Origin of the sequence: Asticcacaulis sp. W401b, from assembly GCF_046503825.1 — a bacterium.
In the GTDB taxonomy this organism is placed as follows: Bacteria; Pseudomonadota; Alphaproteobacteria; order Caulobacterales; family Caulobacteraceae; genus Asticcacaulis.
Genome location: NZ_JBKFEE010000007.1, coordinates 104,637 through 130,146, shown reverse-complemented (window position 1 = coordinate 130,146; position 25,510 = coordinate 104,637). Strand labels below are relative to the sequence as shown.

The 25,510-nt window shown below is 60.7% G+C and carries 16 protein-coding genes and 1 pseudogene; 9 read left to right on the top strand and 8 right to left on the bottom strand.

Translation table 11 applies throughout. The features are described from left to right. Window positions 1-9: 9 nt before the first annotated feature. Both ACK8OE_RS15060 and ACK8OE_RS15055 read right to left on the bottom strand, forming a co-directional pair. Window positions 10-2,148 (bottom strand): heparinase II/III family protein, encoded by a 2,139-nt coding sequence (locus tag ACK8OE_RS15060; RefSeq protein ID WP_410273202.1) that lies wholly within the window; start codon window positions 2,146-2,148, stop codon window positions 10-12. A 19-nt stretch (window positions 2,149-2,167) separates the two neighbouring features. Further along, complete coding sequence (locus tag ACK8OE_RS15055; protein WP_410273201.1) at window positions 2,168-4,282, bottom strand: chondroitinase-B domain-containing protein; 2,115 nt, start codon at window positions 4,280-4,282, stop codon at window positions 2,168-2,170. Window positions 4,283-4,656: 374 nt separating this feature from the next. On the opposite strand from ACK8OE_RS15055, the gene ACK8OE_RS15050 reads away from it, so the two are divergent. The 7 genes and pseudogenes from ACK8OE_RS15050 to ACK8OE_RS15020 all read left to right on the top strand — a co-directional run. Further along, entirely contained in the window at window positions 4,657-7,965 is a 3,309-nt protein-coding gene (locus ACK8OE_RS15050) for a TonB-dependent receptor (RefSeq protein WP_410273200.1), read from the top strand. Between the two features lie 149 nt (window positions 7,966-8,114). After that, the gene (locus tag ACK8OE_RS15045) at window positions 8,115-8,855 is read left to right on the top strand and encodes a FadR/GntR family transcriptional regulator (protein WP_410273199.1); all 741 of its coding nucleotides are present in this window, start codon (window positions 8,115-8,117) and stop codon (window positions 8,853-8,855) included. A gap of 246 nt (window positions 8,856-9,101) precedes the next feature. After that, window positions 9,102-9,974 (top strand): alpha/beta hydrolase fold domain-containing protein, encoded by an 873-nt coding sequence (locus tag ACK8OE_RS15040; RefSeq protein WP_410273198.1) that lies wholly within the window; start codon window positions 9,102-9,104, stop codon window positions 9,972-9,974. 469 nt (window positions 9,975-10,443) lie between these two features. Then, on the top strand, window positions 10,444-11,571 hold the full coding sequence (locus ACK8OE_RS15035; RefSeq protein ID WP_410273197.1) for a Re/Si-specific NAD(P)(+) transhydrogenase subunit alpha: 1,128 nt from the start codon (window positions 10,444-10,446) through the stop codon (window positions 11,569-11,571). A 10-nt stretch (window positions 11,572-11,581) separates the two neighbouring features. Then, window positions 11,582-11,917 (top strand): NAD(P) transhydrogenase subunit alpha, encoded by a 336-nt coding sequence (locus ACK8OE_RS15030; protein WP_013479054.1) that lies wholly within the window; start codon window positions 11,582-11,584, stop codon window positions 11,915-11,917. Further along, window positions 11,917-13,335 (top strand): NAD(P)(+) transhydrogenase (Re/Si-specific) subunit beta, encoded by a 1,419-nt coding sequence (locus tag ACK8OE_RS15025; protein WP_410273196.1) that lies wholly within the window; start codon window positions 11,917-11,919, stop codon window positions 13,333-13,335. The genes ACK8OE_RS15030 and ACK8OE_RS15025 overlap by 1 nt, the downstream gene beginning before the upstream one ends. Window positions 13,336-13,517: 182 nt before the next feature. Further along, window positions 13,518-14,057, top strand: a pseudogene (locus tag ACK8OE_RS15020) (IS481 family transposase); the annotation flags it as partial. A 225-nt stretch (window positions 14,058-14,282) separates the two neighbouring features. Here ACK8OE_RS15020 and ACK8OE_RS15015 read toward each other — a convergent pair. After that, window positions 14,283-17,054: a TonB-dependent receptor gene (locus ACK8OE_RS15015; RefSeq protein ID WP_410273195.1), complete on the bottom strand. Its 2,772-nt coding sequence runs from the start codon at window positions 17,052-17,054 to the stop codon at window positions 14,283-14,285. Between the two features lie 399 nt (window positions 17,055-17,453). Here ACK8OE_RS15015 and ACK8OE_RS15010 point away from each other — a divergent pair, with 399 nt between their 5' ends. After that, a complete protein-coding gene (locus ACK8OE_RS15010; RefSeq protein WP_410273194.1) occupies window positions 17,454-18,371 on the top strand; it encodes a LysR family transcriptional regulator in 918 nt (305 codons plus the stop codon). Window positions 18,372-18,712: 341 nt separating this feature from the next. Here the strand turns inward: ACK8OE_RS15010 and ACK8OE_RS15005 are convergent, their stop codons facing one another. The 5 genes from ACK8OE_RS15005 to ACK8OE_RS14985 all read right to left on the bottom strand — a co-directional run bounded on the left by ACK8OE_RS15005 (window position 18,713) and on the right by ACK8OE_RS14985 (window position 24,072). Beyond that, entirely contained in the window at window positions 18,713-19,915 is a 1,203-nt protein-coding gene (locus ACK8OE_RS15005; RefSeq protein WP_410273193.1) for a glutathionylspermidine synthase family protein, read from the bottom strand. Between the two features lie 12 nt (window positions 19,916-19,927). Next, window positions 19,928-20,635, bottom strand: a complete 708-nt coding sequence (locus ACK8OE_RS15000; RefSeq protein WP_410273192.1) for a DUF1190 domain-containing protein — start codon at window positions 20,633-20,635, stop codon at window positions 19,928-19,930. Between the two features lie 15 nt (window positions 20,636-20,650). Then, window positions 20,651-21,073, bottom strand: a complete 423-nt coding sequence (locus tag ACK8OE_RS14995) for a DUF350 domain-containing protein (RefSeq protein ID WP_410273191.1) — start codon at window positions 21,071-21,073, stop codon at window positions 20,651-20,653. An 81-nt stretch (window positions 21,074-21,154) separates the two neighbouring features. After that, on the bottom strand, window positions 21,155-23,326 hold the full coding sequence (locus tag ACK8OE_RS14990) for a hypothetical protein (RefSeq protein ID WP_410273190.1): 2,172 nt from the start codon (window positions 23,324-23,326) through the stop codon (window positions 21,155-21,157). After that, window positions 23,326-24,072 (bottom strand): SDR family oxidoreductase, encoded by a 747-nt coding sequence (locus ACK8OE_RS14985; protein ID WP_410273189.1) that lies wholly within the window; start codon window positions 24,070-24,072, stop codon window positions 23,326-23,328. The genes ACK8OE_RS14990 and ACK8OE_RS14985 overlap by 1 nt, the downstream gene beginning before the upstream one ends. A gap of 174 nt (window positions 24,073-24,246) precedes the next feature. Between ACK8OE_RS14985 and ACK8OE_RS14980 the strand changes: the two genes are divergently transcribed. Continuing rightward, window positions 24,247-25,410 carry a glycosidase gene (locus ACK8OE_RS14980; protein ID WP_410273188.1) on the top strand — a complete coding sequence of 388 codons (1,164 nt, stop codon included), beginning with the start codon at window positions 24,247-24,249 and terminating at the stop codon, window positions 25,408-25,410. Window positions 25,411-25,510 lie beyond the last annotated feature (100 nt).

The window sequence follows — 25,510 nt, the reverse complement described above, 5'->3', positions numbered from 1 at the left end:
CACCTCCCCTTACGCCGCTAGACCGAAAGCGCCGGCCCAACGATATACGCGCCCGCCAACACTGACGCTGCCACTTGGGCCGTCCCAGTTGACGCCGATGGCCAGGGTTTTGCCGCCCTTCAGGGTCAGCACGATCAGATCGTTCGCCCCCTCCTGATGCAGGCGCACGCAGCTGACCGCCGGGGCGATGTCGCGCACGGACTCCTCCGCCGGATTGTAGTCGCCATAGGCCTCCAGCACCGAGACGCTGTTGAAATCGCGCACACCGTCCGCGCGCAGGATCACCGCGCGTTCGGGCCGCAGATTGTCGTCCGGGTCATTGGCCCCCAGCTCGGTCAGATAGGCCTTCGATACGCCCGGCGCGTCGTAATTCAGGCTGTAGAAGCGGTCGCGGTTGAACCACGACAGGCGCTGCGGGCCGGCGGGTACGGTCGTCTCGGCCTTCAGCCACAGGTGCTGATAGCCGTTCTTCGCGCCCAGCGGCGCAAGCGCCTTGGTATTGGCCTTGAATTTGGTCGAAGCATCGAGAAAAACACCGCGATAGTGCAGCGGCAGGTCGTAACGATGCGCCGCCTGACCGCGCGCGCGGACCAGATCGATGACCACGGGCCGGCCCAGTTCCGGGCGCTCGACCACCATCACAGCGCGCCACACGGTCACGTCGCCATAGGCCTTATCCAGACGCGCCGAAGCCAACTGGATGCCGTCCTTTGTCGTGAAACCGAGAAACGCCGTCGGTTGCGGCTGGGCGATATCGACATCGGCGGCGAACTGGCTCGTTTCGTCGACCACCAGCGTATTGTGGGCGATGGACTGCTTGGCCCAAGTCTCGTTTTCGGCGAGGTAGCGCCCGCCTTTTTTGGCCTCGACATTGAGATAGCGCGCTGCGCCGTAGTCGGTGGCGACCTCGCGCCCGGCGTCGTAAAAGATGTAGCTCAGGCGATCGAAATGGCCGTGCCCCATGCCCTGCGCCGTCGCCTTGAACACCAGCGCCTGGGCCTGCGCGCCCTTGCCGACGCGGATTACCGCGACCGCGCCTTCGTCGCCTTTTGCACCGTCGCGGAAGGCCTGAGACCTATAGATAAAGGGCTTCGACTTGCCCGCGGCGACGTCGGCGGCCACCTTCGCTCCTTCCCGGGTAAAGGCGACCGTCCCCTGAGCGGTCGATACCGACAGCAGTTGCGGGTCGTTGTTACGCGCATAAACGATGGCCAGCGCCTGAATCAGTTCCGGGGAGTCGATGCCCTTTTCGACGATGGCGTCGTTGAGCGGGAAGAATTTGCCGTCGTAGGATAAGTCGATCAGGGCATGGACCGCCTTGACCAGCATACCGTCGCGATAGTCGAAAATCCGGCGCGCCGGGTCGTAACGCTCGATATAACCGGCAAAGACCTCGAAGGGTTGCAAGGCGTAGCGCTGATAATAGGGGCCTTCGGTATAGTAGCCGTCCGGCGAGAACAGCTCATCGATCTGACGCAGGAAGCCGGTCTTGCCGTCGCCCTTCAGACCCAGCAATGCCGCCCTGACGTAGGTGGGTTCGCCGATGACGTAGCCGGCCATGCCGACACCGGCGACGGCCCAGGTGGCATGGTTATGGATGCGCTCGAAGGTCTTGGCCGAATCGACCATCGAGAATTTGCACATAGGGCGGAAGACCGTGTCTTCGATGCGTTTGCGTTCGGCGGCGGTTAGCGCGCCGCGCACCTCGGCATAGCCTTGTATCGCTTCGACCAGCCACACGGCGTCGTTCAGCGATTGCCAGAACAGCTTTCCCTTTTGCGGCGCGGCCTCGACCGGGTGCGGCGGCAGGGTCGGATAGAGGTTACCATAGGCAAACAGCACATCGCGGACCAGATCGGCGTAGGGCCGCTCGCCTGTGAAGGCATAGAGCATCCCGGCTTCGCGGATCAGCCGGTAATTGTCCTTGTGCCGCTCATGCGTATAGCCGCCGCCGGCGTCTTTCGGCACCGGCACATCGGGGCGCTGTTTCAGATACGGGGCGACCGAACGGCGCGCCTTATCGAGCGTCTGTTTGAACAGGGGCGCGTCTACACCGGCGGGAGCGGTCTTTTTCGTCTGGGCGGAAGCGGCGGAGGCCAGTCCCAGCCCGACCAGCCCGCCCCCCAGCAACCTTCGGGAAATCTGCATGCGTTTCGCTCCGTTTGTTTTATTTTTGTGTGATGTAGTCGAAATGGCGCGCGGCATCACTGGTGGTCACCGCCTGCCCGTCGAGCAGGACGCGCGGCGCACCGGCTTCGCGGATCAGGATCACCGCGCCGCTGTTGTCGAACGTGTTCTGGCTGAGGGTCAGGGCCGTCGCGCCATGCAGGTGCGCCGGCGTGGCGACGCGCGCGAACCGGTTGCCTTCCAGCGTCACGCGGGGTCCGAAGGTGCTCTCGTCCCGACCGCCGCGCACGATGTTCAATACCGGTTTTGAAGCCGGGCCGTCGAAGCCGGTGAACTGCGACCCGCGCACCGTCACCGTCTCCACCGCATAGGCCCCCGTCAGCGCGCCGTCACCGCCCAGATCGATCACCGGCGCGCTCAGGCCCGCGAACCGGGAGTCCGTAATGTCGATGGACGCCAGAAACGCCCCGCTTGCCGCCGTAACCACGGGGCCGCCGCCTTCAACCGTCACCCGCGTCAGGGCCAGCCTGTAATTGTGACCGCTATCGGAGGGATCGACACGGATCAGGGGCGCAGCTCCGGTCAGGGACACGTCTTCAAGCGTCAGATCGCCCCCGCCAGTGAGTACGAAACGCCCGGAAAGCGTTGCCGGGCCACGCACGGTCAGGGGCGCGCGCACCGTCAGTATATCCGTCTCGTAACGGCCGGGCGCGAGGGTAAGCACATCGCCGGGTTGCGCCAGCTCGACCGCGGCCGCCAGCGCTGCGTCCGAGGCCACCTGAACCGTGCGCCGGGCGGTTTTCACCTCCGGATCGAGCTTGGTATACCAGGCGACGCCCGTTTCCTCACGGCGCACGATCTTCAGATCGCGCGGCGCGCCGACACCTGCCGGGGCCTCTATGTGCGGCGGCGTCAGGCCGCCGAACTTCGCCCGCACCTTGCCCACGGCAAAACCCGGCAGGTCGATCCTGTCGCCCGCCACATTGCCGCTGAACTCTATGCCCGACAGGTCCGACAACGCCTCGACGCTCGGCGCACCGACGATCAGATTGTCGTGGAAGCGGCTGCCGATGGGCGGCAAGGTGCGCTCGGCATCGGCCCCGCCCCCGAACAATAACGCGCTCACACTGACAAAGGTGTTGTGATGAATGTCGGCGTTTTTGACCTGATGGTAGCGGTTGAGCACCGAATTGGGCACGCCGTTCATCATCGTGAAGGCGCTGGCGAAACCCGTGCCTTTCAGGCCAACAAAGACGTTGTGACGCACGGTCTGATCCGCGTTGATGACGCGCACGCCGCCGGTATTGGCTTCGCCGCCGCCGATAAACAGATTGCCCTCGACCAGATTGCCGTTGCCGTGGCGCAGCGTCACTGTCCCCTGCGACCGGTGGAACAGGTTGCCACGAATGACATTCCCGCCGGATTTGACCGAGATGATCTCGACCTCGCCCGAACACCCCTCGAAAACATTGGCCTCCACGACGGTCAGCGAGTCTGACAGCGAGTTATGGCTGGTGCCGATGCGGATCGTCTCGCCGCCATTGGCCCCCAAAGGCGGGCGCGGACCGAAATAGTTGTGGTCGATATGGTGGCGGTTCGGGCGGCTGTCTTCGCCCTCGATACGCACGGCAAGCGTCACACCGGGCGTGATCTTGCCCTCGACATGGTTGTGATCGAAGCGGTTGTCGCGTCCGAACAGGGCGACCCAGATATCGTTCTCGGCGCCGTGTGTACGCGGTTTGTTGAAGCGGTCGATGACGGTTTGGCTCACGCGCGAGTGGTTGGCCACGCGCTTGCCGCTGCGAAACGCGATCACCTCATCGCGCGGCGAAGCCCCGTCGCGAAAAACCAACCCTGAAACGGTCAGATAGTCGCCGCCCAGCCGAAGGGCCGAACGCCCGCTGAGAATCACCTGCCCCGGCGTCTCGGCGCGCACCGTAATCGGAGCCGACGCCGTCCCCTGCCCTTCGACGTTCAGGTCGAAATCGTGCCAAACGCCGTTTTTCAGCACTATCGTATCGCCCGCGCGCAGACTCACCGCCGCCGCGGCATATTCCGCCGACGTGGCGACGAAGACGGTGCGCGCCTCGGCAAGAGCCGCACACGGCGCGACCAGTGCCGCCGCGACGAGAAGATGAAACGCCAGACGGCCCAACCCGTCCTCCCCTTATGACTGAGCCATACGGCCCTTATGCGCACACCATGCCAGTGCGGACCAATTTGTCAACCCATATGAAGACCAATTTTTACGGAATAGGTTGTCCAGTTTCCCCAGCGCGGACCGGAGACTACCGCAACCGCACGGAATAACTCGGTAAATGCCGGTCCCAACCCTTAAAATCCGCCCTTATAGGCGATTTTTGCAGATCTTACAGCCCATGCGCGCACAAGTGGACAATCGCTTGGTAAATTTTCCCAGACCAGTCGATTGACATTCTCGCATATATAGGTCAACCATATGCCAGACCGATAAATATACCAATCCGGCAGGCCATCGACCGGATGAACGGCATGACACAGGAAACACCCATGAACAGATCCTTCCGGCGCACCCCGCTGCGCGCCGCCCTGAGCGGCACCACCGCCATATTGTTCGCCCTCGCCTTTATGCCCGTCTCCGCTCAGGAAGACGCGCCCGCCGCCCCGGCTGACGATATCCAGACCGTCGTCGTGACCGGCTATCGCGCCTCGCTGCAAAGCGCGCTGAACACCAAGCGTAATGCCGATGTAATGATCGACGCCATCAATGCCGAAGACATTGCCGACTTCCCGGACGCCAACCTCGCCGAGTCGCTGCAACGCATTCCCGGCATCTCGATCGATCGCGACAACGGCGAAGGCCGCACTATCACCGTGCGCGGCCTGGGCGGCGACTTCACCCGCGTGCGCATTAACAATCTCGAAGCCCTGTCGACGGCGGGCACCAACGACACCAATTCGACCGCCATGAACACCACGCGGACCTTCGATTTCAACGTCTTCGCCTCGGAGCTGTTCAACAGCCTCAAGGTGCGCAAAACCGCCTCGGCCGAAACCGACGAAGGCTCGCTGGGCGCGACCGTGGACCTGCAAACCGGTCGCCCCTTCGATTACAAGCGCGACCGCTACGCCTTCGCCATTGAGAACGCCTATTACGACAATGGCGGTTTTAACAATCCGCGCGTCACCGGTCTGTTCTCGAAACGCTGGGCCGGCGGCAAGCTGGGCTTCCTCGCCTCGGTCGCCTATTCGGAAAAGGACTCCGAAAACGATCAGTATCGCCGTCAGATCGTTACCGGCGAATATGTCTACCGCTCGGCGACGTGGGCGACGCTGGAAAACCCGCGCCGGGCGGGCTTCTCGGCCCCGACCGGCACCGTCTTCACCAATGGCAGCCTGAACGCCAACGGCACGACCTCAACCACCGTCCCTATCACCAATGCGGCCTATCTGGCGGCCATCACCGGCTCTGACCCGGCGGCCTACGCCCTCCTGCATCCGTCGCTCGACGGTTCTCAGGTCATCTTCCCGGCATTGGCCGGACCTGAACAGCAGGATCTGCATCAGGAGCGTCTGGGCATCACCTCGTCGTTTCAGGCGCAGATCTCGCCTAAGACCCGCGCCACGGTGGATGTGCTCTATTCCAGACAGAACAGCACCTCAACGCTGAATCAGTTGCTGCCCTTCGGTCTGAACCGCAACAACACCAACGCCACCTATGCCCGCGCCACGGCGGCAACGGCCCTGTCGTCCAAACGCGGCCTGTATCCCGGCACCTGCACGGCCACGGCGGGCAGCGCCTTCGCTTCGCCCATCGACTGCGGTCAGACCCTGTACGGCACGTCTTTGGTGGCGGGAACGAACTTTTCGTACAACCCCAACAATCTCGACGTCTACGACTACTATAACTGGTCCGGCTCAAAGGGGTACGTCGCCTCGGCGGACGGCCTGGCCATCCGTGACAAGCAGATCGGTCGCCCGGCCACCGACGTGCTGGCGGCCAATGTCACCAATGGCGTCGCCGACTATCTGCAACTGCGCAATGTCGACTGGTCGGCCCGCGCCGATCAGGGCAGCTACGAGACCACCTTCCAGCAGATCTCGTTCAATCTGACGCACGAATTCACCGACAGGCTGAAGGGCGACTTCACCTACGGCGCCTCGCGCTCCAGACTCGATTCGACGGGCAAGATGGCCGAATGGGGGCTCTACGATCAGCAGGCCACCTTCACCTATGACGAGCGCGGCGGCGGCGACATGCCGCTGTTCGACGCTGGCTTCAACGCCGCCGATCCGACGCAATGGACCATTCTCAAGGGCGTGTCCTTCCTGCGCCACCACAAGAAGTTCGTCGATAACCGCTACAATTCGTGGAAGGCCGATTTTACCTACGCCTTCGACGATCACCTGACCTTCAAATTTGGCGGGACGGGCCGCGACTACCGCTTCTCGACCGCCTCCTATGAGCGTCAGAACGTCCAGATCAATCCGACCGAAAAGGAAGCCGGCGTTACCATCGAGAGCCTCGGCAAGGTCATCAATTTCGGTCAGGGCCTCGACGTCCCGGCGGGCTCGACGACGGCGTGGTTCGGCCCGGATATCGACAAGTTCGACGCCCTGTTCGGCTTTACCTGCAACTGCATCAACAAGTGGGGCGACTGGCGGTTGACCCAGTTCCGCCAGCAGGGCCGCGAAACCTTCAGCGTACGCGAAAAAACCGGCGGGGCCTATGCGCAGGTCAATTTCAACTATGATTTCTTCGACGGCTGGAACGCCTTCGGTAATCTGGGCGTGCGCTACGCCACGACCGATGTCGAATCGGTGGGCCGTTCGGACAGCGGTCGTCCCGTCGTCGGCAGCAATGCCTATTCGGACACCCTGCCCTCGTTCAACATCGCCATCCGCCCGCGCGACGACCTCTATATCCGCTTCGGCGCGGCCAAGACCATGTCGCGTCCGACGCTTCAGCAACTGGCGCCGACCATCACCCAGATGAGCATCCCCGCCGGCGAAACCACGGGCGCCACCCTGACCGTCGGCAATCCGAAACTGTCGCCGTTCCGCGCCGACAATCTCGATCTGGCCGTGGAATGGTACTATGCCAGAGGCGGTCTGATTTCGGCAGCCCTGTTCAAGAAGACCATCAACTCCTACCCGCAGACCGTGCGCTTCTCCGCGCCGTTCTCGCAATTCTTCAGCCCGGAAAGCCTGGCCTCGCTGCTGGCCCTCTACGACTCCACCGGCGACCAGCGCGCCGATTATATCCGCGGCGATTACGACGTCACCGCGCGTCAGTTCCGCGACGCGCCGGGCGGCGAGTTGAAAGGCATCGAGATCAACTATCAGCAGGCCTTCACCTTCCTGCCCGGTCTGCTGAAAAATACCGGCATCCAGCTCAACGCCACCCATATCGACTCGGAACTGACCTATATCCTCGATCCGGGCTCGGATACGACGCCGCAGGTCACCGGCAAAGGGCCGTGGCTGGGCGCATCGCCCAATGCGGTCAATCTGACCTTCTATTACGAAGACGAGAAGATCAATACGCGCGTCTCGCTCGCACAGCGCGACGGCTATTACACCACCTATCCCGTCGTCGCCGGCTCCTGTGCGCCCGGCGTGATCAATGGCGTGGCCTGCGACACGCCGCTGATCAACGATTTCGGCGGCTCGAAAGAGACGCTGAACGTCGATTTCGCCTTCAGCTATAGCGTCTCCAAACGCCTGTCGATCTCGGTCGAAGGCCTCAACCTGACCAACCAGACGACCAACCGCTACTACTATTCGGACCAGCCGGTCACCGCACTGTACGGCTCGACGGGCCGTCAGTTCACGGTGGGTCTCCGGTACCGCATGTAACCGCTTTCCCGCCAGTGGCTGACCCTTTGGCTTTGGCCATAGGGACAGCGCTGGCGGACCACCTTCCCAAGGGGTGGGAATATGTGTAGTTTTACAGCGTCCGCGATCCTTATTTTCAGATTCGGACACCGAGGAGTCGAACGAACCCCATGACGGACCGCCGTTATCAGCATATCGCGAAACAGATCATCGGCCTGATCGAGTCCGGCGAGTTTCCGCCCGGCAGCCGCCTGCCCGGCGAGCGCGAACTGGCGGAACGTCTCGGCGTGTCGCGCGTCACCATCCGCGAGGCCGAAATCGCGCTGGAGGCTCAGGGCTATATCGTCATCAAGACCGGATCGGGCGTCTATGTTCAGGCGCGCCCGGCCCCGGAAATGATCTTCTCGGCCGACGTCAACGCCTTCGAACTGACCACTTCGCGCGCGGTCATCGAAAGCGAAGCGGCGGCGCTGGCGGCGCTCCACATCACGCCGCAGGCTCTGGTTGCTCTGGAGGAGACCGTCCGCGTCATGGAACGTAACGACGCCGAAGCCGAGGCGGCGGACGAAGAGTTCCACACCATCATCGCCCAGAATACGGGCAGCCCGATCATCGAGCACTTCGTGCGCACCCTCTGGCGCATCCGCAACGAAGCGCCTCAGGTGGCCCACGTCTACGGCAATGTGTGCAAGGGCGGCTTCGAAGACCGGGTGCAGGAGCACATGGCCGTGCTGGAGGCCATCCGCAACCGCGATCCGAACGCCGCACGCGGCGCCATGCGCGAACATTTCAGCCGTCTTTTCGAAGCCATGCTGGCGGCGGAAGAAAAGGAAGCGCTGGCCGAACTGCGCAAAAAGACGCTGGAGCACCGCGACCGCTTCAAGCTGTCGACCCAGCACAGCGCTGCCTAGATTTGTTTTTGTCGCGATATCAGTGCCGAAACGAAGTTCGACGCCGTCAAAACCGCTGACACGTTTCGGCATATCGCTCCAGTCAGCGTAACCTAACCCCTCCCCCCGAAACTTCCCCAAGGGTCGATCGCGCATCCCTGCGCGGTTCGCAGCGTCCTGCGCCTGTACCGCGACCGGCACAGCCCGCGGGGTCTTTTTCGGTTCGCGTTACTTCTTCTCACACCTCTTCAAGATGGGAGTCAGACTATGCGTAAGCCCCTGTTCATTGCCCTCGCCCTGCTAGCCGGTCCGGTCATGGCGCAGGATACGCCGGACGCCGCCGAGGCCAGGGCGCCCATCGCCATCGCCTATCCTAATATCGTCTATACGCACGATCAGATGGTCGATGTCTTCGTCAATCCCAACGCCACGGCGGCCAAGCCCGCCCCGGTGCTGGTCTATTTCCACGGCGGAGCCTGGGCGCGCGGTGAACGTCCCAAGGCGGCGTCAAGCTTCGGCGCCTTCATCCGCATGGGCTTTTCGGTCGTCAGCGTCGATTACCGTCTGACGGCACAGGCCACCGCGCCGGCCGCCGTCACCGACGCCCTGTGCGCCCTGTCTTGGACCAAGGCCCATGCCGAAAAGTACCACTTCGACGCTTCACGCATCGTCGCCTACGGCACCTCGGCGGGCGGGCATCTGGCACTGATGGCCGGGATGCTGCCGCAGAACACCGACATTGCCGGCGCCAAATGCGGTCCGCTGCCCAGGGTCGCGGCCATACTCGACTATTACGGCCCGACCGACCTCGTGCCCGGCGTCGCCGCACCCAAACCGTGGGCGTCTCTGGTCAACTGGATCGGGCCGGTGAATGACCCGGCGGCGCTGGCGAAAGCCATGTCGCCCGTGACCTATGTGCGCAAGGACTTGCCGCCCATCTTCATCGTCCACGGCACGGACGATCCGACCGTGCCCATCAGCCAGTCCACACTGTTGCGCGACGCCCTGATGCAGGCGGGCGTTCCGGTTCAGATGCACACGGTCGAAGGCGGCGTACACGGCAAGTTCACTCCGGAGCAGAAGACGGCAATCAATGCCGACATTAAGACCTTCCTGATCAGCCACGGCGTAATTCGATAAACGGGCGGACTGTCCATTGACAAAACTATGGATTGAAGCGGCAACCGCGTGCTTGGAAATGTGGAATTGAAAGGTCGTTTCGTACATTTATCGGTGAATTCCGCTGCCCGTGCTGACAAGGGAAGATTGTTTCTTTCTAAAGCCCTCGGGAGCTTGTGCGTTCGCCCCTCACCGAGATACGCACTATGGAGCAGATGATGGCAGAGCGAAGCCATACGCAGCCTGCCAACCCTGCTCCCGAGGCCCCCCCCCCTGAGATTGCCGAGCAAACCGTCCATCAATTCCTGGACACCCGATATAGTGAAACGCTCGACCATTCAGTAGGGATGCTTGGAAATAAAACACCGCGGGGAAGCTGTGAAAACGTCGAAAGGGAAACAGCAGAAGGCAACAGAAGAATAAAGTGACGTAATTCGTTGCAATTGTGAGGATTTTTCTGATGTAATCAGACAAATCCGGGGAGAGACACTTGGTTCTTGTCATCGGAATACCAAAAGAAAGCCTGACGGGGGAAACGCGGGTCGCCGCAACACCCGACACGGTGAAGAAATGGGTCGCCAGCGGCCAGCGCGTTGTTGTGGAAACCGGCGCCGGCCTCAGCGCGGCCTTTACCGACGAAGCGTTCACCGCTGCGGGCGCAGAGATTGCGGACACCAAAGCCGTGTGGTCGTCGGCAGACATCCTGCTCAAGGTGCGCGGCCCGTCCACCACCGAAGCGAAAACGCTGAAACAAGGCGCGACCGTCGTCGCCCTGCTCGACGCCTACCGTGAAAAAGACGCGCTACAAGCGCTGGCCGAGGCCGGTGCCACCGCCTACGCCATGGAGTTCGTGCCGCGCATCACCCGTGCGCAGGTGATGGACGCCCTGTCGTCTCAGGCCAATCTGGCCGGTTACCGCGCTGTGATCGAAGGCGCGCACCTGTACGGCAAGGCCTTTCCGATGATGATGACGGCGGCGGGCACCGTCGCCCCGGCGAAGGTGTTTGTGATGGGCGTCGGCGTGGCCGGGCTTCAGGCCATCGCTACGGCGCGGCGTCTGGGGGCGGTCGTCTCCGCTACCGATGTGCGCCCGGCGACCAAGGAGCAGGTCGAATCGCTGGGGGCCAAGTTCATCGCGGTCGAGGACGAAGAGTTCAAAAACGCCCAGACCGCCGGCGGCTATGCCAAGGAAATGTCCGACGCCTACAAGGCCAAACAGGCCGAACTGATCAGCAGCCATATCGGCAAGCAAGACATCGTCATCACCACGGCCCTGATCCCCGGCCGCCCGGCCCCCCGACTGGTTACGGCAGCGCAGGTCGCCTCGATGAAGGCCGGTTCAGTACTGGTCGATATCGCGGCTCCGCAGGGCGGCAATGTCGAGGGCTGCGTGCCCGATAGCGTGGCGGAAACGAATGGCGTCAAAATCTATGGCCCGACCAATATCGTCGCGACCATCGCCAACGACGCCTCAGCGCTTTACGCCAAAAATCTTCAGGCCTTTCTGGGGCTGCTGATCAAGGACGGCGCACTGAGCCCGGATTTTGAGGATGAGATTCTCAAGGCCGCTCTGGTCACGCAAAACGGTGCCGTGGTGCACCCCAACTTACAAAATTAAGGGGGAAACCGTGGAACACATCAATCCCACCGTCTTCCATTTCGCCATCTTCGTGCTGGCGGTCTTTGTCGGCTATTACGTCGTCTGGTCTGTGACCCCGGCCCTGCATACGCCACTGATGGCCGTTACCAACGCTATTTCCTCGGTCATTATCGTCGGCGCACTGATCGCCGCCGCAGCCTCCGGTTTCGGCGCAGGCACCTGGTTTGCCAAGGGCTCCGGCGCCATCGCCAGCGCGCTGGCGGCTGTCAATATCTTCGGTGGCTTCATGGTCACGCGCCGGATGCTGGCCATGTACAAGAAAAAAGAGCGTCCCGCTCAGGCTAAGAAAGAAGGGGCGCACTGATGTCTTTTGCTGATTTTTCGGCTCTCGCCTATCTGGTTTCGGGCGTGCTGTTCATTCTGGCTCTGCGCGGCCTGTCCTCGCCCGAAACGTCGCGTCAGGGCAATCTTTACGGCATGGTCGGCATGGCCATCGCCGTCGGCGTGACGCTTCTGGGCCTGTTTATTGGCGGTGAGATCGACCCCGTCACCATCGCCCTGATCCTGGGTGGCGTGGCGGTCGGCGGTTTTACCGGAGCGACCATCGCCAAAAAGGTCTCGATGACCTCCATGCCGCAGCTTGTGGCGGCCTTCCACTCACTCGTCGGTCTGGCGGCCTGTCTGGTCGCCGTGGGAGCCCTCTATGCGCCCGACGCCTTCCATATCGACTCCGGCCTTGGCATCAAGACGCAGTCAGTGATCGAACTGAGTCTGGGCGTTGCCATCGGGGCCATCACCTTCACCGGTTCAGTCATTGCCTTTGCCAAGCTGAATGGCAATATGTCGGGGGCACCGATCATCCTGCCGGCGCGTCACGCCCTGAATATCGGCATCGGTCTGGCCATCTTCGCCCTGATCGGCGTCCTGATCGCCACGGCGGGTCAGGCGCAATGGGCCTTCTGGCTGATCTTTGCCCTGTCTCTGGTGCTGGGCGTGACCCTGATCATCCCCATTGGCGGGGCCGACATGCCGGTCGTTGTCTCCATGCTCAACTCCTATTCGGGCTGGGCCGCGGCAGCGCTGGGCTTCACGCTGGAAAACATCGCCCTGATCATCACCGGGGCGCTGGTCGGATCCTCCGGGGCCATCCTCAGCTACATCATGTGTAAGGGCATGAACCGCTCCTTCGTCTCGGTCATTCTGGGCGGGTTCGGAGCCGATACCTCGGCGGCCGCCGCCGGTGGCAAGGTAGAGACGCGCCCGGTCAAGCAGGGCTCCGCCGATGACGCCGCCTTCATCATGAAGAACGCCTCCAAGGTCATCATCGTGCCGGGCTACGGCATGGCGGTGGCTCAGGCGCAGCACGCCCTGCGCGAAATGGCCGACAAGCTGAAAGAAGAAGGCGTTGAGGTCAAATACGCCATCCACCCTGTGGCCGGCCGTATGCCGGGGCACATGAATGTGCTGCTGGCCGAAGCCAATGTCCCCTATGATGAGGTCTTCGAACTGGAGGACATCAACAGCGAGTTTGCCACGGCGGACGTCGCCTTTGTCATCGGGGCCAATGACGTCACGAACCCGGCGGCCAAGACCGACCCGACCTCGGCCATCTTCGGTATGCCGATCCTCGACGTCGAAAAGGCGCAGACCGTACTCTTCGTCAAACGCGGCATGTCGTCGGGCTATGCGGGTGTCGAAAACGAACTCTTCTTCCGCGACAATACGATGATGCTGTTTGCCGATGCGAAGAAGATGGTCGAGGGGATCGTCAAGGCCCTCTGAGCCCCCTCACTCAGACCACAAAAAAACCTCTCGATCCAGGATCGGGAGGTTTTTTAATCGGCCGATTGGGGGCGAAAGCTATGGCGGCGCGCCTTGCGCAGGAAGCGCCGCCGAACGGGTCCTAGGTGTTTAGTTCCGGTGATTGAGGGTACGGTTTTATCGCCATCGATGAGGGGTTCGCTGTGGGACAAGTTTTACACGGGAGCGCCACAACGACAGAGGCAGTCCATCGAGCAATACAAAATAGTCAAGATGATGTGAGGGTGCTGGCCAAGCGCCACGGGATAAACCCAAAGACGGTGAGCAAGTGGAAAAAGCGCACCACTGTCGCCGATCTTCCGACCGGGCCGAAAGCCCCTAAATCAACGGTCCTGACGATTGAGGAGGAAGTGATCATTGTCGCTTTCTGAAGGCACACCCTGCTGTCGCTGGATAATTGTCTCTATGCCTTGCAGGCCACGATCCCCAACTTGACCCGCTCAAACCGGCATCGCTGCCTGCACCGCCATGGCATATCCCGGATGCCTGACATCAAAGGCGACAAGCCGGCTAAGAAGAGGTTCAAGTCCTACCCGATAGGCTATTTCCACATTGATATTGCTGAGGTCCAGACGGCTGAAGGCAAGCTCTATCTCTTTGTGGCCATCGACCGAACCTCAAAGTTCGCCTACGTCGAATTGCATCAAAAAGCGGGCAAGACGGCGGCGGCACAATTATACCGAGTCGGTGAGAAAGCCGAAATCGTTCAGAACGACGGACGGTATGCATGGTCATATCACATTTGACGGCACACAGGTAGGTTTTGAATTAGGGTTGGAAAAGCTGTTCGCATTGATGATGGGCATTCTTATGGATGTCCATTCGGGCGCTCCCTGTAGAGGTTTGAAGTGTGGTAACTCCAATCTCCTACATCGACCCCGAATGGACAACCTACTGAAAGCTCACATCTAGTTCTTGAATCGAACCCCCATAAAGATGCGGCTGCCGAATGTCTCATTGCCGATGACGCGCGCATCCGCATTATATTCGACGCGCACCTCGTCGGTAAGGTTGACCCCTTCGATAAAGACCGTCCAGTTCGGCGTGACGTTGTAGTTAAACGCCGCGTCGAGCGAGCCATAGGCCTTGTTGAATTCGGGCAAATTGCCGCGTCCGGTCGGTGTGATCAGCCACTTGTCTCGCCAGTTATAAGAGAGGCGCGCGCTCAGCGTGTCATTTTCGTAGTAGAGCGAGCCGTTATAGCTGGTCTTGGACAGACCGGGATAAGGCAGGGCCTCGCCGGTGATGGCATTGGTGCCCTTATACCCCTTATCCTCCTGAACGGTGACATTGGCCAGTATCCCCAGCCCGTTGAACGGTGCCGGCAGGAAGTCGAAAGCATACTGAATGCCCGCCTCGACACCTGTGATCTTCACTGGCGAATTGTCATTGACCGGACGGGTGATGTTATAGGTTGTACCATCAATGACTTCGGGCGAGGACTGATTAACGATGAAGCGTGAAATGTCCTTGCGGAACAGCGTCACCGACCAGAAGCTGTCGGCATTCAGATAATGTTCCAGCCCCAGATCGAACTGAGCCGCCGAAAAGGGCAGAAGATCCGGATTGCCGCGCGAACCGGTCAGTCCGACAATATCGGTCGAACGGCGTAACGCCAATTGGCTGGGGGCCGGGCGCGACATGACCTTGCTGGCGGTAAAGCGGCCAACCCATTTGTTCGGCACAAACTTCAGGCGCATGTTGAAGGACGGCAGGAACTCGGAATAGCCGCCTTCGCGGACACCGGGCACGAAGGTCACGGCACCGCCGGTGCCCTGCACGCGGTTATAACCGCTGGATTTGGTATCCGTATCAATCAGGCGACCGCCAATGACCCCGTCCACCGGGAAAGGGAAGTCATTGTCGAAGCGGAACCCTAGTTGCACATAGGCGGCGTTGGTGTTTTCCTCGACGGTCCAAGTGTCAAGAAAGGCCTGATAGCTGCCCATGGTGTTGGCGTTCGGGTTCGTCGCATGAACATCCATCGTCGTGCCGCTGGCGGCAATCGTCGCCCAGTAGGTCGCGTAGGTATTATCGACCCACTGACGCACACCGCCGGAATAGCCGAGGTCGCCCGTCTTGAAGAAGGGAATGTCGTTAACGCGCGAATTGACGTTGACTATGGATTGCAGGGTCGCTGCCGGCACCGAATAGACGACAGCTGCGCCGGAACTGGTGGGCATGGGCGTGCGGTTGGCTAGCCGGATGGTGCGCTGATAGAGGAGGCTTTCATTGCTCACCTCTGTGCGCGAGACGCCGAACTTGACGCTGGTGATCCACAACGAGTCCGACGGCGTCCATGCGGCATTAAAACGCGCCGCCAGCTCGTCGGCGACATTGTCACGCGGGTTATAGACGGCATCAAGCTGATTAACACCCTGCCCCGTTTTTACATCCAGACCAGGGAAGCTGAACTGCGGCGACCCTTGTGAGCCCGTATAGTCGATGACCGCCCGCGGTACGCCAAACACGACGGCGGTCGAGTTGATTTCATCATTATGAACGTCACCCTTTGAGTAGGATACGCGGCCGTCAAACAGCCATTCCCCTACCGTCCATTTACCGCCGATGGCCGAGGTATATTGAGTGCGGGTCAGGCTGCCGAGAATGTTGCGGTAGGTCAGATCAATGGGGAAGGCGGTCGTTGAGACCAGTTCGACATGCGATGCAGTATTATCAGCCCCGACGCGTGAATTGGCGTAGTCGATTTCGCCAGACGAACCGCTCAGTTGCAGGAACTGGCTATACACCTCTTCTTTGGCGCGGGCATAGGTAAGTTCCGCAAACAGGTTGGTGTAGTCGTTAGGACGCCATTCGACGACGCTCGACAGGGCCGCCCGCTTGGTGTCGCGACGATCCATGATCAGGCGGGGAATTTCGGGGATCCAGTCTTTGACGCCATCACCATTGAGATCGGAATCGCGTCCCGTAGCCCCAACGGCGCGGGTGCGCGCGTCCGTGCGGCGAATCCAACCGGTCGTGCGCGCATTATTTGAAAAGAGATGACGATCCTCGTAGGTGGCGCTCACCAGCACACCCAACTTATCGCCGGCAAACAGACGCGAACCGATGATCGCCAACTTCGGGTCCCAGCTCTCCGCAATGTTGGAGTAGACTCCCTGGGCGGACGCCGCAAAGAAGGGCTTACGGCTGTCGAACGGGCGTCGCGTGACAATCCGGACCGTACCACCGACACCGCCTTCGCTCATGTCCGGAGTGGCCGACTTCACGACTTCCAGACGCGAGATAAATTCGACAGGCAGGTCGCGGAAATCAACCGCCCGGTCGCCTGCGCCGACGGTCAGCGACATCGCTGTCGAGCCATTGACTTCGACGCGCGTCTGGTTGGGATCGCCGCCGCGAATGGACACGCCCCGGCCTTCGCCATCCTGACGGCTGATCTGAACACCCGTCACGCGTTGCAGGGCTTCGCCGAGGTTTTTGTCCGGAAACTGACCAATGTCTTCGGCCGTGATGGCATCCACCACCTGAACGGCATCCCGTTTGACATTCATGGAAGACCGTAACGAACTGCGGATACCCCGCACGACGACGACCTCCGGCTCCGCAGCGGTCGCGGACGCCGAAGCCTCCTGCGCACTGGCGGCGCCGCACAGGCCACCGATCGCCACAGCAACTGCAAAAACGGACGCATGACTGCGCCATCTGACATTTTTCATAAGGATGCTCCCTTGTTTTTTATCTGGCAAGCCGCAGCTCGATCACACAATAACGATGGTGATTGAATTTGATCGTATATGATGATTTTTATTCACTCAAGTACAATTTAACCAGTTTTGAACACGGTGAGACAAATTCACACCACTTTTGAATGTAAATATGTTTATAATTGTAAATTATTATTAAAACGCGAATAACTTGACTTCACTTTAGTGAGTCAAGTTCATTCAAATTTGAATGTTTTCATTTTTTACGGAAGCTAAGCCTTGTATATATTTATTAACTCTTGATCTCCGGAATTTTCCTGCGTTTATGTCAAAAAAATAACATGTCGGATGAGCGTTGAATAATACGAAATTCCGCGCGTTATATAGAATTAATCTATATCGAGGTAAGCGATGGATCGTGTGCTCCTGCAATTTCTGTCTGTGGCCGAAGCGGGCTCCATCAGTACCGCCGCAGAACGGCTGCATGTCACTCAACCCACCCTCACCTTCAATCTCAAAAAGCTGGAGCGCACGCTGGGGGTCAGCTTGTTTTCGCGAACCTCACGCGGGATGCGCCTGACGCCCTATGGCCAAACCCTGTATGAACATGCGCTGATTATGAAGCGTCTGCACGACAACGCCATGGCTTCGATCGAACGTCAGAAGAATGATCTTGAGTACGGGATCAGCATTGGATCAGGCTATACGGCCTGGAAAGCCTTTCTGCGCGATCTCGTTTTCGATTATCGAGAGACTCACCCACACGTGTCAATTAACATCAGTCTAAGCAATGTTCTGCGCCTGATGGATCAGCTTCTGGCAGGCGATATAATGATGTTCGTAGGCTACAAGGTGCCCGACCTTGACCCCAATCTAGGCACAACCTTCGCCCCTGTCGGCCGCTTACAGGATGGATTCTTCGTGCGCGAAGACCATCCCCTGCTGGCTGCGCCCCGGACTCACGCCGAGATAAAGGCCTACCCCTCCACTATAGCCTTTCCAAGAGAGAGCCATCAACAACGCCTGTCGAGTTCGGTTTTTACCGGAGGCACGGTGGGCAAAGCCTTCACGTCCAATTCGCTGCAAGCCTGCATCGACTACGCCAAGGGCACGGACGCGGTTCTTCAGCATGGAAATCTGCTGGCCGACGAATTCGCAAAGTCAGGGTTAAAGCAAGTGGAACTGATACCGGGTGAGGCACCCGACCCTGTGCAAATGGGTGTTTATTCACTCAAAGAACGCAGCAGCGATCCCCAACTCACGAATCTCATAGAAGACATCCGTAGCCGGGCCGCCAAGGCCTACAATCTTGAAAACACATCTCTGTAAAAAGGACAGGCGCTTACGCGCCTTGCCAGGTGCGTTCCGGAGGTTGACTGACAACGGGGAGTACCGAAACGGGGATGTTTGCCAATGAATGCGCTGACGGAATCAACACCCTTGGCATTCTCAGTGTTACTACAGGCCAGAAAACTCCGATAATACGAAACATCCTGACTATTATAGATGGTTCTTATAGCCCGACTGTCGATTTCCGCCGAGAACTGACCCGGGGGTCAGTTCTCGGTGATAATCAACATCAGGCGGTCCGTAAGCGTGCGGGCCGCCTTTTTTTGTGTCCTTCCACTGACCACGGCTTCTTGTGGTGCGAACGGGTCGAAAAACAGGTGTCAGCGAAACAGGTGCGGCACAAAGCGTGAGCGATCATCGGTGATCAGATGGTCGCTTTCGCGGATGCCCATGCCCACCGCCTCCCCGCCGATGACCCAACTGCCGATCAGGGCATAGGCTCCGGATGCCGGGTCACGGAACAGATCGGCAAAGGCCTGATAGACGAAGTCATTGTCGGCGTAATTACCGTCGGTTTGTGCTGTGTGCGCCCGGTCACCGGCCGCGAAAACCGACACATTCTGTCCCTCACGACCGAGCGCCGGTTTGCGCACAAACCCACGACCAGACGCGCGAAACGCCTCATCACTGCGGCGCGTCTCCAGCAGATAGGGGCTGTCCGGATACATCTCCCACATCTTCGTCATCAGCAGCTTGTTGGCCAGCAGCATCTTCCACGCCGGTTCAAACAGGCGGATCGTGTGTGTCAACACGGCCTGCGTCAGACGCGGGCCATAGTCATCGGCCAGCAGCCAGTCCCACGGGTAGAGCTTGAACAATAGCCGGATGGGCACGTCGTTCTGGTCAAGGAATGTGCCGCCTTCGACCTCGCTGAAACCGATCTGATCCATCGGGACGAAACAGACCTCAAGCCCGGCTTCACGCGCCACGCTTTCGATATAGGCCACGGTCCCGGTGTCTTCATCGTGCGGAAAGACGCAGGCCACATGCAACGGGGCCCCGCTTTGGCGCACACCCAGCAAACCAGCGTCACGTTCCGCCTTCAAACCCCGCATCCGCTCAACCAGGGCGCGGTGGATGTCGTTATACTGGTTCGTGGCCTCAGCCCCTGACGTATCGGTGAGCCACGACCACTGTATAACCGCGCCTTCCAGCAGGCTGGTCGGGGTATCGGCATTGTATTCCAGCACTTTGGGCGGATTGACCCCGTCAAAGGCGAAATCAATGCGGCCATAGATGTCGCGCTCACGGGTGTGCCAGCTACGCTCAATCAGCTTTATGGCGTCGGCCCCATAACCATAGTTTGCCAGTTCACCGCCTTCGATAATCGCCCCGGCGGCGGCAAGGGCCATCTGATGACAGGCCTCAGTGGCGTCATGGATGGCCTCGATCTCCGCATCGGTGAAGCGATAGACCACGCCTTCATGCCAGTAGGTCAGGCCGGGGGCGCTGTGCCACAGCATCCCCTCCGCTTCGACGCGCGCCTTCCAGTTGTCGCGCACCGGCACGAGACAGCGTTCCATGCATTTATCTCTTTAACCGCAGCAACTGCCGCGGAAGGATGAGGATTTGCCAAACCCGCCGCGCGACGACGCCCGATAGCCCGTTTCCGCTTTTGAATAGGTGCCGCGCGCCGCGTAGCCACGCCCAGAGGGGTCGCGTTCAACGTCCATATAGGTCGGCACCGCGCCACCGGGCGTCACCCGGTATCCCATTGGGCGCAGGCCCCCGGCGCCGTAGCTCGACACCTGACCACGGCTGTTGACATAGACGGGATAGGCACCGCCCCCGCGCTCACGCTCTTTTTCCCGCAGATACTGGTCCTGCGACATGCGGCTCATGGCATTGGACATCATCATGCCCGCCATCAACGGTACAAACCAGTTGCCGCCAGACGGATTGGCGCGGCTTTCGCAGTTACCCACGCCGTATTCCGCCTCGCACTGTTGCTTGGCGCTATAGCCCGGTTGCTGGTTCTGCCACTCCCAGGCTTCGGCAAAAGCGGTTTCGCACAGCTTATCGTCGTCCTGCGCCGCCTTGCATTCGTCCAGCGTCTTATAGACGCGCATCTGCTCGGTCTGCGCAACCGGCGGGGCCTGTGTGGCCTGCGGTTCATCGCAGCCCGTCAGCATGGCGACCGCCGAAACCGTCGTCGCCAGCGCCGCCACCCAGCGCGCCTTGCGCCGGTTGAGGCGGGCCAGATAATCGGCCCTGTAGGCCTTGGTGGAATTATAGCGGGTCATGGTTTTGCACCTGCCTCAGTATGACAGGGCCGAGGCGTTCAGCATACCAACGACCAGACTGAGCGCCGACAGCGCCAGAGCCGCGGCGATGCAGCCCTTCTCATTCCCCGGCTCGGTCAGACGGGTATAGAAGCTCTTGCCGAACAGGCGGACCAGCAGGTGCAAAACGATCTGCGACACGATGCCAATACCGCCCCACAGGATCATATCCCCGGCATTGAAGGTCGAATGGCCAACCGACTGGATCGGCAGGGCCAGAGCCAGACTGACCGCCAGAAAATGGATCGCCACCGCGATATTGCCCTTGCGGATTTCCGCCAGTTCGCGAATGGGCGTCACCCACAGATAAACGGTTATGCCCACCAGCCAGACAAGCACGCCTGTGCCCAGAAACATGAGATAGGCCGGCAGGTTTTCCAGTGATTCGACGTTGATCAATTGCGTCCCCCTGTTGAGTGTTAGCTGAGATCATAGGGGCAGATGGGCGTATGGCAAACGCTCTTTTCCGGTCCTGTGAGTTTACCAGCCTAAAAACAGCGTGGCATCGGCGGGCACCTGCGCCAGAAGGGTGTTCTCCTTCCATTTCAGCGGCACATCGACTGCGTTCGCGCTCAGGCCTATGTCCGGCAAGGCCTGATGCGTTTTGGCAAAAACGCGCACAGAGGCCGTCTGACCGGTTGGGCCTTTCAGGACCAGCATCAGCCCCTTCTCATTGCGCGTCACCGCATAGGGATAGTCGGCAAACAGCCAGAAGGGCAGATCGACCCCGTAAAAGCCCCGCGCCGCGATGATAAAGGCTCCGCCACTGCCGTAAATCTCCTGCCCGACCTGTCCCGCCGGCTGCCCGTCGGCGTACAGGTCTTCCAGCGGAAAGGACAGCTCACGGTCGATATGGCCGTTGCGGATGGTGGTCGCCAGCGCCTCTTTCGGCAGGGCATCAGGATAGTAGGACCAGCTTCGATCAAAGGCGAAGCGGCGATATTCGGACAGCAGCAGCTTGACCTTAGGCGGCAACTGCTCCCCGGCCAGTTGCAGCACTTCGTCAAAGGCGGAAAAGGACTCAAAGCACTCATAGGCCGCCATATAGGGCGCGTCGTGCAAACAGGTGACGCCGAAGAAGTTGCTATAGGCCGTGGCGTTTTCAATCCGCGATTCCCACAGAATGGCATTGTGCATAAAGCTGGCCAGAAACACCTCCGCCTGCGCAAGGTAGCGCTCATCGCCGTCCATGCGCCACAGCCTGATGCACGCGGCAATACCCCACGCCGTCAGATTGGCCTGATAGACCAGTTCGAAACGCATCCCCTCGGCCGCGTGCAGGGCCGCTCTGGCTTCGTTGACATAGAGGTCGTCGCCGGTCAGCTGATGCGCCTGAAGCATGACATAGGCGTAGAGGCCGGCCACATCGGTCTGGCCATAGCCATCGCCGCGCGTCTCGGTAATCACCGAAAAGTCGCGCACATCGTACTGGATGGGCCACAGATACTTGAAATGACGCGCTGATTTGACCGCATAGTCGAGCGAACCGAGAAACAGCTTTCGCGCCCGCTTATCACCGCGCAGAGCCAGCCGCCCCAGATTCATCAGCGGGTGGTAGAGGTACCAGGAATCGACCGCATTGGCGTTCTTGTCTTCCCCGACATTGGGCAGGTAGCGGCGGATGACCCGCAGTTCCTTATCGAAAAAGCGCCCCATCCCGGCCATCAGCACGTCGCGGAAGGGCTCCGCCTTGCCAAAAAGGGTCTGATACTCGTCGATGGCCGAGGCAACGCTCATCTGCACCATGGAATCGGGACATTCTGAGGCGGTGTACGGGTGCAGATAGACCTGCCCGTAATGGCTGACGGTCGCTTCGGGGGCGGTCTTCAGGTCGTGCAGGGTCTGTTCAGCCCGCTTCGTCCAGTCGTGAAAGCGCGGTTCCGGGCGGTCCAGATGCGGATAGATGTCACCGATCATGTCGATAAACAGGCGCGCCTCTTCGGTCTCATTACGGGCGCACTCTGTCCGCAGGCCCAGATAGGCGTCAGAAATGACATAGGTCTGCCCGGCCTTCAGCGGCGCGGTGGGCGGTGAGTGCCCATTGGGCGCGGCAGGTGGCTGATAGCCCAGCTCCGGCCACTCACCGCCCACCACGCCGTCGGGCTTGGTGGCGGTGGCCTGAAAATAGGGATTGAGCGCCGTCAGGTTCTGCACATAGAGGGCGCACCCAAACGCCGGTTCCTCGACGCAGAAATAACACAGGCCGGTATTGTGGCCGCGTTGCGCCGCCTCGACGCGGCCCTTCGTGGTCAGCGGATCGTCCTGCACATCGAGCACATAGAGATCGCGCGGCCAGAAGGGCAGGAGCAGGTCGAAGGCGGGCCGCAGGGCGCTGCGGACATTCAACAGCGTTTCGCCCTTCAGGCTCACCTCCACCGTCCATTCGCCCGCCTCGGTTTCCGCGCGGAAACTTAGGCCCGCCGCGGTCGTCTCAAGCCCCTCCATCCGATAGGGACCGGCGTTGAAGATCAGGCGCAGGGCCAGACCGCCGCGCTCAGGTCGCGAAATCTTCAGCCACGGCGTATCCCGCCCCGCCCTGACCTCCAGCGTCAGTTCGCCCATGCGCAACGCCGCTTCGGCGGTCTGGCTGCCATGCAAATCGGCCCGCACGCGCAGGGTTTCGGGCGTCACGGCCGCCGTTTTGCGTGCCATCACGAACGTTCCAGCAGCGGTTCGACGCGCAAAACCGAGACGTCCGTGCGTACCGAGCGCGTCAGGGCAAAGCCGATGGTGTCGGCCAGTTCTTCGGCATAGAGCATTTCGTTGCGCGCGATGGCCTCACGCTGTTCTTCAGGGCTCTTTTCCTGCATGTCGGCCCCGACCGAACCGGGTTCGACCAGGGTGACCTTGATATTGAAGTCCATCACCTCCTTGCGCAGGGTCTTGGCGTAGGTCTCAATCCCGGCCTTGGTCGCCGCATAGACGCTGCTGCCCGCCCCTTTGAACTCGGCACTGATCGAGCCTACAAACACCAGATGCCCGGCCCCGCTGTCTTTCAGGCGCGCGATGGCTTCACGGGCGCAGGCGATATAGCCGAGAAAGTTGGTCTCCGCCGCCAGCCGCCAGTCCTCATCGGTCTCATCCTGCGCCCCACCAACGGCCAGACCGGCATTGTTGATCAGGATATCAAGCCCACCCAGATGGTCGTCCACCGCCGCAAAGACGCGGGCCACGCCGTCACGGGTAGAGACGTCGGCGGTCAGGCCGAAGACTTCGGCCTGTGGATTGACCTCCCGCGCATGGGCCAGTGCGTCCTCCAGCTCCGGCTGATGCCGCCCGAAGGTGACGACACGCGCCCCCTGTTCGGCCAGCAGCGCCACCGTGGCCCGCCCGATGCCGGTCGTGCCGCCGGTCACCAGAACCCGTTTGCCCGCAAGCGAAGTCGTCTCGACAGCCATCACCGTCTCCATCTGTTGTAAGGAAGCTGCTGGACAGACTGCGGTTGCAGGCATCAAAAGAAAATGCGGATCGCTCGGCCTTGGCGCAACTTTGCCGATTGCTTACGCCGCACCGTTGGTGGCCCATATCGCGCTTACCGCGAATATCCGATGGTCCGGGCCTGAGGTCATGCTATGTCCACGCCCTATATGTTCCATCCGTTGAGCGATATGCCCTACCCCGTTGATAAGCTTGTCCTGACGCCCGATGATATCGACCTGTCGCGCTCGCCGCTGGCCGGGCACCTGAAGGCGGAAACCTTCGTGCTGGGGGCGTTTAATCCCGGCCTCCTGCGCCTGCCGAGCGGCAATCTGCTGATGATGGTCCGCGTCGCCGAAGCCCTGCGCGAGCCCATTGTCGATGGCCATGTCCACGCCATCCGCTGGGACGAGGAGACGCAGACCTACAGGCTCGATGCCTGGCCGCTCGATCAGGCCAATACGGCCGATCCGCGCAAATTCACCCTCGCCGGCGGGCAGTGGAAGGTGATGGCCCTGACCTCCCTGTCGTGGCTGTTGCCCGTCGAGCTGAGCCCGGACGGCACACGTGTTCTCACGCTGCACTATGACCGCGCCATCGCACCGGCCTATAGTTTTCAATGCTATGGGGTGGAAGATGCCCGCATCAGCCGCGTCGGGGACCGCTGGCTGATGACCACCTGTTCGGTGAGCCCGGAGCGCCATTCGACCACCCTCTATAGCTCCGACAATGGCCTCGACTGGACCTTTGAAGGAATCGTTCTCGATCACCAAAACAAGGATATGCTGATCTTTGAGGGGTTGATTGATGGCTATTACTGGGCGCAGACGCGGCCCCTGGGGGCGCTTTATTTCGCCTATCCGCCGGGCAGCGACTGGCGCGCCGGGCCGTCGATCAATCTGGCGGTCTCCAAAGACGCCCTGTTCTGGAAGCCGTTTGAGCGGCCGGGCCTGCGCCCGCCGTCGGGCACGCTGATCATGGAGCGCATGGGCGGCGGCACCCCGCCGATCCTGACCCCTCAGGGCTGGCTGACCCTGTGGCACGGGGTCGAACCGCATGAGGTGGTCGGCATCTACCGCACCTACTGGTCAGTGCTCGACACTCATGACCCCAGCCGTGTCCTGCACACCGAAGCAACCCCGGTGCTGGAGGCCAATGCCGAACTGACGCGGCCCATCGAACACCAGATGTATCTGCGCGATGTCGTCTTCACGACGGGGATACTGGACTACGGCGACCACTATATCGTAGCGTCGGGTGAGGCGGATCTTGCCTGCCGCATCACCCATATCCCCAAGAGTGTTTTCGTATTTGAGTAGGAACGAGCGCGCCTGTTCATTTGCATGATCAATACCGCCTCATTTATCCATCAAAAGGACAGCCGTTTCTGATCTATAAATCCAGCTTTATTGATCATCC